The organism is Pseudoalteromonas rubra (assembly GCF_000238295.3).
Lineage (GTDB): Bacteria > Pseudomonadota > Gammaproteobacteria > Enterobacterales > Alteromonadaceae > Pseudoalteromonas > Pseudoalteromonas rubra.
In genome coordinates, this window is record NZ_AHCD03000021.1 from 1 (window position 1) to 7,105 (window position 7,105).

General features: G+C 47.1%; 3 protein-coding genes. All 3 read left to right on the forward strand.

Features of this window, described 5'->3' with window-relative positions:
- The first annotated feature begins 27 nt into the window (after positions 1-27).
- Positions 28-5,727, forward strand: a complete 5,700-nt coding sequence (locus PRUB_RS02615) for an RHS repeat-associated core domain-containing protein (protein ID WP_206759878.1) — start codon at positions 28-30, stop codon at positions 5,725-5,727.
- Positions 5,715-6,188, forward strand: a complete 474-nt coding sequence (locus tag PRUB_RS02620; protein ID WP_010387395.1) for a hypothetical protein — start codon at positions 5,715-5,717, stop codon at positions 6,186-6,188. Before PRUB_RS02615 ends, PRUB_RS02620 begins: the two co-directional genes overlap by 13 nt.
- Before the next feature lie 684 nt (positions 6,189-6,872).
- A partial coding sequence (locus tag PRUB_RS02625) for a hypothetical protein (protein WP_198452306.1) occupies positions 6,873-7,105 on the forward strand: 233 nt, incomplete at its 3' end.

Genomic DNA, 7,105 nt, shown 5'->3' on the forward strand with positions numbered 1-7,105 from the left:
CAGCCTGCTACGCAAACGGTGTCGGATATGATCTGTGATGATGGCGTACAGCCTTACGGTGCAGAGCTGATGCACGCCGATTATTTGGAGCAAGTCCAGTCGGCAGAGACCGTAAGTAGCGAAGCGTTTTCCCAGCCAGCCAGCCTGAGCCGCACGCAATTGCAGGGCAGAGGCATTTGTTATCCGCATGAGTACGTTGAAAGACTTTCCTTCAGCTCGGCTGTGGCGCTTACTCCGGGGTATTCAAGCTCCACGATGTTTGTTGATATTGACGGTGATGGCTTGTCTGACTGGTTATCCAGCTATGGCAGAAAGCTGGCCTATCGTAAGAACATAGAATCCGACAACGCCCTGGGCCGGGACTATGGTGCACTTGATTATTTCTATGAGTTTAGCACTGCTGACTTTTCTCCGGATCGGAGCAGCCAGGGGTGCTATTCATCTCATTCAATAGAGCGTAAATTCACCAAAAGTGCGGACATTAACGCAGATGGTGTATCCGACTTCATTGTCAGGTTGAAAACGACTTACAGTCCACGCTATCAGGGAGTGCCTGGGTGCTCTACAACCGCCTACAAAGACAAACTATTATTGAGTAAAGGCACTGATGAATATAGTAAGTTCGACTATGACTTCAGTGGTGTGGAAGACATTCGGTTTGCAGACTTAAATGGTGATGGCCTGTCTGATCTGGTGTTTGCTAAAAACAGTGGCTGGCAATATCGCCTGGGTACTGGCAATGCAGCCGCGCCGTTACAGTCGGCAAAAAGCTTGTCGATCCTCTCTGCAAAAATGGGCACTGAGAGTTACCGTGGGAATGTTCACTTTGCGGATGTCAACCAGGATAACATTGCTGATATCATCGCACTTAACCATACCCGCGTTGTACTGCGGGAGGGATATTGCCGCTGGGTAGGGGATGGCCAGCCTCATGGTATTGAACCTGAAGTGCCTGCGTTAGCAGAGGAAGTGACAACCACGTCATGGCGCAATTGTGGTACGGGCTATATCTGGGTTGACACAACCTATACCGATGGGATGCAGGCCACTGTCTGGACAGGGAAAACAACCAGCGCCACGAGTATTGGTTACACGGAAATCAAACTGGGTGGTGAATTAAAAGGCACCGGCCATACGCTTAAAATTGGTGACATAGATGGTGACGGCCTGGTTGATGTGTTGCGCAGCAGTACGGCTGCCACGTCCAATGCAACCTTTGCGCACTATCGTAATACGATGCTGAGCGCCAGTGTAGCCTCACATAAGCTGACCAAGGTCACCACAGGTTTCGGTGTTGAAACCGACATTAACTATAAGAAGATATCAGACAGCGCGGTGTACACCCATTTACCGGCGTTTAATACCTTAGGTAAGGTGAATGCGAACTTCTTCTCACCAAAATTTGGTATGTGGCTGGTGAGCAGTGTCTATTCAGATTCTAATGGCAGTGGTTCATCGGCCCAGCAAGTGGGTGTTAAATACAAATACTCCGGGTTTAAGATTGATAAACTGGGTCGCGGGCCACAGGGCTTCTATGAAATAGAAACCACCGATCCGCAAACGAACATCAAAACAACGACGCGCTATCATCAGAGCTGGCCACTGACGGGCAAACCTCAGTTCACCAAATCTTATGCCGGCGACAATCTGATCACGCATGCAACCTCGACCTGGAGACAGCATACCGACAAGCAGGGATCACTCTTTGTTTATCTTCGTCACAGTGATGAAAAAGGCTGGCAGATAGGCACTGATGGTACCCGTCGTCCCATCAAGCGTATTATGGTGACCAACAGTTATGACTCAGGACTGACTGACAAATGGGGTAACCTGACGAGCAATACTACGGCGACTTATATGCCAACGGGCAGTGGCCAGGATAGCTGGACTGTGGCGCACATCACCAGTTCAACCAACGCCTATTACACGGGGGCGGACTATCTGAGATATGGGCGTTTAAAATCAAGCTCGGTGAGACAGCTGCAATACGCTAAGCAGGGGCTGGCTTATTCTCATTTGACCCGTAAAACGGAGTTTACTTACTACGATAACTTGATGCTGAAAAGCGAAACCGTTGCGCCTGAATGCTCGGGCAGCTCCACGAGTCGCAATAATGCGAACCACTGTGATGCCAGTAACAAGTACACCAAAACAAAGCATTACGATGCGTTTGGTAATGTGAAGCAAATTGATGTAACCGCAGGCTCAGAGACACGCTCCAGTTATACCCAGTATGACAGCACGGGCGAGCTGGTTGTCAGAAAGACGAATGCGCTGAACCAGGCTGTTACGTATCTGTATAACGGCGTGAGCAACCCGGATGGACGCATTGAGTCGGTTACAGAAACCAGCCCCAATGGCGTGTCAACAACGAAACTTCTGAACCAGTGGGGCGAAGTGGTAGAGACGCGTTTTGCGGACGGGACTTATCAGAAGCGTGAAACCTTATCCTGTGGCAGCAGCTCGCTGTGTTCATCGGTGAGCGGGCGCTACTATACTAAATCCACTCAATCTGGGGTGGCTGCGCAGTATGAGGTGTTTGATATATATGGCCGTAATGTGCGCAATACCAAAGCACTGGTTGATGGCAGTGTGGCGTATGAGGATATCACCTACGACCGACACAACAACCCGGTCACCAAGACACTGCCCTATAAATTGGGAGAGACTAAGTACACGACGCGCTTCGACTTTGATGGTTACAACCGGTTAGAAAAGACGACGCTACCCAGTGGTAAAGCGACAAGCATTCAGTATCTGGGTCATCTAACCCGGACCACGGATGTGGGTGGCAGTAATGATAGCTATAGTGCCAGCAGCTACAAACGCGATGAAATGCAGGATGTACAGGGTCGTACATTGTATAAGACAGATCCTTATACAGGCTCTAATCCGGATATTGTGAACCGTGTTAAGTTTGGCTACAACGCGTTTGGCAACGTAGTGAGCACGACCAATGCGGTTTATAATAGCAGCTCAGGGCAGTTTAAAAACACCGCAATCACAACGCACTACGACCGTTATGGCAGAAAAATCAAGGTAGAAGATCCCAGCCGGGGAACCTGGCAGCTGTATTACAACGGTTTTGGTGATGTCGTTAAAGAGGTCAATGGTCGCTCTGAAACAAAAGAGACCTTCTATACTAAGCTGGGTCAGGTATCGCATACTGTTCAGCTGGATAAAACCGTGTCTGGCCGTTCCCTGGTCAGCTGTAATGTCTATGGTAACAGCAAATCTGCGCATAACATTGGTAAACTGACCGACTCTTATCAGTTCCGTGTGACAGGCTCAGCGGCAAGCTGCGAAAACTTAATTGCCAACAACACGGCGAGTATCAGTAAGCACTATACCTTTGATGACTTAGGTCGCTCTGAAAGCAGTGTGACTAAAAATGCCGGTGGTGAGTTTAAGTCTGTTTCCAGCTATAACAGCCTGGGTCAGATTAGTCAGATGGCATTGCCAAACGGCATGTTTGTGAAGTCGTATTACACAAATGGTAAACTGCGCAGTAACTATGATGCCGCCACGAATAAGTTGTTGAGCAAAATTGAACGTGTCGATGCACAAGGCCGGGTGACACAGCAGACGTTTGCCGGTGGGGTATCCCGGACTCAGTCGTTTGAAAAAGACAGTGCCTTCATTGACTCAATTTCTATTTCTAATGCGACGCAGACGCTGTATACGGTGAATTATAAGCATGATATCCGTGGCACCACGCGTCATCGTATCAGTCAGTATTATGAGCCGGGCGTCGGCAATGACTCGTTTAAATTCACCGAGTCATTTGGTTATGAAAATAACGGTCTGCAGCGTCTCGAAACCCGCACGGTAAGCCATGCCAGCACCCGTTATGGTGTTTCATTGCGCCTGGCCAATCAAACCTACAGCTATGATGCATATGGCAATATCAAAACCAACACCAATGTAGGGACTTACCACTATACGAATGCCAGCAACCCATATCAGCTGATGTCAGTTTCGGGGGCAAGTGGTAAGCGCAGCTATAGCATGTCTTATGATAGTCATGGCAATATTGTTAATGATGGTCAGCGTCGTTTCTACTACACCCAGTTTGATAAGCCTTATAAAATCACCAAGGACAATAATACCTATACTGAATTCCGGTATGACGAAGCAGGTAACCGCTATTACCGTAAAGACGTACAGCTGGTGAATGGCAGTTCACAAACGAAACAGGTGTACTACGTTGGTAAGGTGTATGAGCTGATTAAGCAGTCAGGGGGTAAAGACAGCAGTGGCAGTGCTTTGCCATCGCAAATTGAACATCGCTGGTATGCAGGTGGTGTGGTTATCAGCCAGGTTGAGGGTCAAGCACAAAAAACTCAGGTTGCGCACAGCGATATGCTGGGCTCAACCGTGCTGGTGACCAATGACAGCGGCAGTGCGATTGCACAGTACATTTACGACCCCTGGGGTAAACAGCAGCGGGTGTATGCGGCTTCTGAAATGGGCAGCAGCCTGTTACCACTGACACAGATGCGCGCCTTTACCGGGCACGAGCAGGTAGATCAGCTCGAGGTCATACATATGAACGGGCGTATCTATGATGCCAATCTGGGTCGATTCTTACAGGCGGATCCGTTTGTTCAGTTCCCGGATTTAACGCAAAGCCACAACCGTTACAGTTATGTGTTGAATAACCCACTGACTTACAATGACCCGAGTGGTTACTTCCTGAAGAAGTTAATGAAGATCACGGGGCTGAGCTCACTGCTCAAGGCCATTGCGAAGATCCCCATTCTGGATGCGGCGGTCAGTATTGCGTTGGGGATATATGCGCCCTGGGCATTGCCGTTATATCAGGGGCTGAAAACCTATGCTGTGACAGGCAGTTTCGGTGCTGCACTCAAGGCCTACGTTATCTCTAGTATGACTATCGGCATTTCAGAAGCCATAGGTGGTGCGCTGCCGTTTGATGCGTCGAGCGGGGTGTCATTGGCGAATGTGGCAAATGTCGCTGCCCATGCGATGGTCGGGGGGATCACCTCCGTTCTGCAAGGGGGTAAATTTGGTCACGGTTTTGTCAGCTCAATGGTCACGGCGAGTATGAAAGGGTTTATGAATCCTAAGACCACAAACTTTGGTAATGCCTATACTCGTACTATCATTGCGGGTCTTGTAGGGGGCACTGTGTCTGAACTAACCGGTGGTAAGTTTGCGAATGGTGCGGTCACTTCAGCCATGCAGTGGTGGTACAACTCGGAAGCTCAGGGGTTTCACGAAGATTTTAAAAATGCCAAAAAAGCAGTTGCTGAAAAAGGATCATTTGATACAACAGAGCAAGCGGCAAAGTGGCTCCATGAGGAGATTTATAAAACTAGACTTAGTAAATATGATGCTGAATTTGGTGTATTAATGTTTGAGAGTGACGGTAAAATTACCTTGAGTGAGCTGTTTACAAGTGGGCCAAGGAACACTATTAAATTGGACAACAAAACAGGTAAAAAAGACGTATCTTCCTGGCATTCACACGGGATCAATAAGGCTGCATTTTTACCTTCGGCAGGTAAGACCGCTGATACTGGTTATGCTGTCGGTGCAGGTTATAAAGTAGATTATATATCAACACCTGATTTCTATGGAGATGGAAAGACTTTGTGGGAGTTTAATGTCACAGAATTTAAGAGTGCTGGAGCGGCACATGATTGGTCTGGACTTTGTAGTCATGCAACAGCAATCGCAGGAGCTGGAACATGTCCTTATTAGTCAAATTAACTTTCTGTATAGCATGCTTTGTGGCTTCATTTTCGGCACTATCTGAATCCAGTAGGGTCTCCTTGCTTAAGGTTATTGTTGACCCTGAACGCTACGATGGGAAGACCATTAAGGTTACAGGGTTACTGTTGAGATCACAGCGCAGGAACCCTGTATTTATGTTTTATGGTGAAGACGCCGCTAGAAGTGGTCGGGAGTTGGAAGCAATTTTACTTTACAACTTGACTGATAAGGATAACGCTAAGCTGGAAGATGGCAGGCACTATGAGGTGGAAGGTAAGTTTGATGCTGGTTGTCGCTCCAGACTGGAGCCTGGTGCTAAGTTTATTATTGAATTCTTGGGCTGCATAGATCCTGTTTTAAATATTATAAATAGTACGAATGGTGCCTATCGATATAAACGGGAAGTGTCTTTGTTTCCTCCACCACCGCCACCATTAAAAAAGGACTGAGTCTTTCTTGGTAGTGCTGTAGGGGTGGCTCAAGTTACCCCGACAGCACCTATAGAGATAGCTTCCGAAAACACACGACTAGGTGTCTTGAGTACGGATACCGATAGCTTATTGAGTGTGCTCAACGAATCCAAGAATGCCCTAATTAACATGGGCATTCTTTATTACCCTGTCCAAAAGAATCATTCGCCTGGCTGCATTTTAAATTCTTTCTTAGCCTGAAATTACCAACCTTTTACCCTGGTTAGGCTGCTGTTGTAGGTGACCTTTAGTTGATTAGAACAGGTTTCATTCAGCTTAGAAAAGGAAGTCAGATCCACATCACAGTGCCTTGGCGGAAGCGGTGTGAAATCGACTATTTAGGAAAAATTCGGATACCCGGCTTTATTGAGTAGCAACATATCTACCCTAAATTAGTATGTGATTGAGTAGATTGTTTTAACTGGGGGTGGTAATCAAAGGGGCTTAATCGGTTTGCTGTGGGTCAATTGGATCCTTTGGTTTTACGGTTGTGGTCAAAGTGAACCGTGTGTCTCTTAGCAATGAAATATATCAATATTGTTTCTCATATTAATCATTTGTTCATTTTCCTGGTTTGGGTATAATCGCGGACTGAATTTTGTTCAGAGAGATTGTCTTTTGTTTCTTTAAGGTAAATAAAACCAGTCAGGGATTTTGGAAAATATGAAAACGATAATACAAATAATAAGCTTGTTATTTCTGTTTTCCTCACTGGCACAGGCGAGTGTTGCACAGTCGCCCAGTGTCTATGAGGATAGCTCGGGAAATATCTATATTCAGTCGCCCAAGCAGTTTGTTTTAATTGCTGGTGATATTAATGTGCCTTTACAAGTCTACCCCACCATGGGGTTGCTCAAACTAAGATACAGTAACGGCCAGTGGACCCGTGAAGTACT

Bases quoted from the DNA above. Each gene is read 5' to 3' on its own strand.
- PRUB_RS02615 (WP_206759878.1), top strand. From the start codon at position 28: ATGATCTGTGATGATGGCGTACAGCCTTACGGTGCAGAGCTGATGCAC.
- PRUB_RS02620 (WP_010387395.1), top strand. From the start codon at position 5,715: ATGTCCTTATTAGTCAAATTAACTTTCTGTATAGCATGCTTTGTGGCT.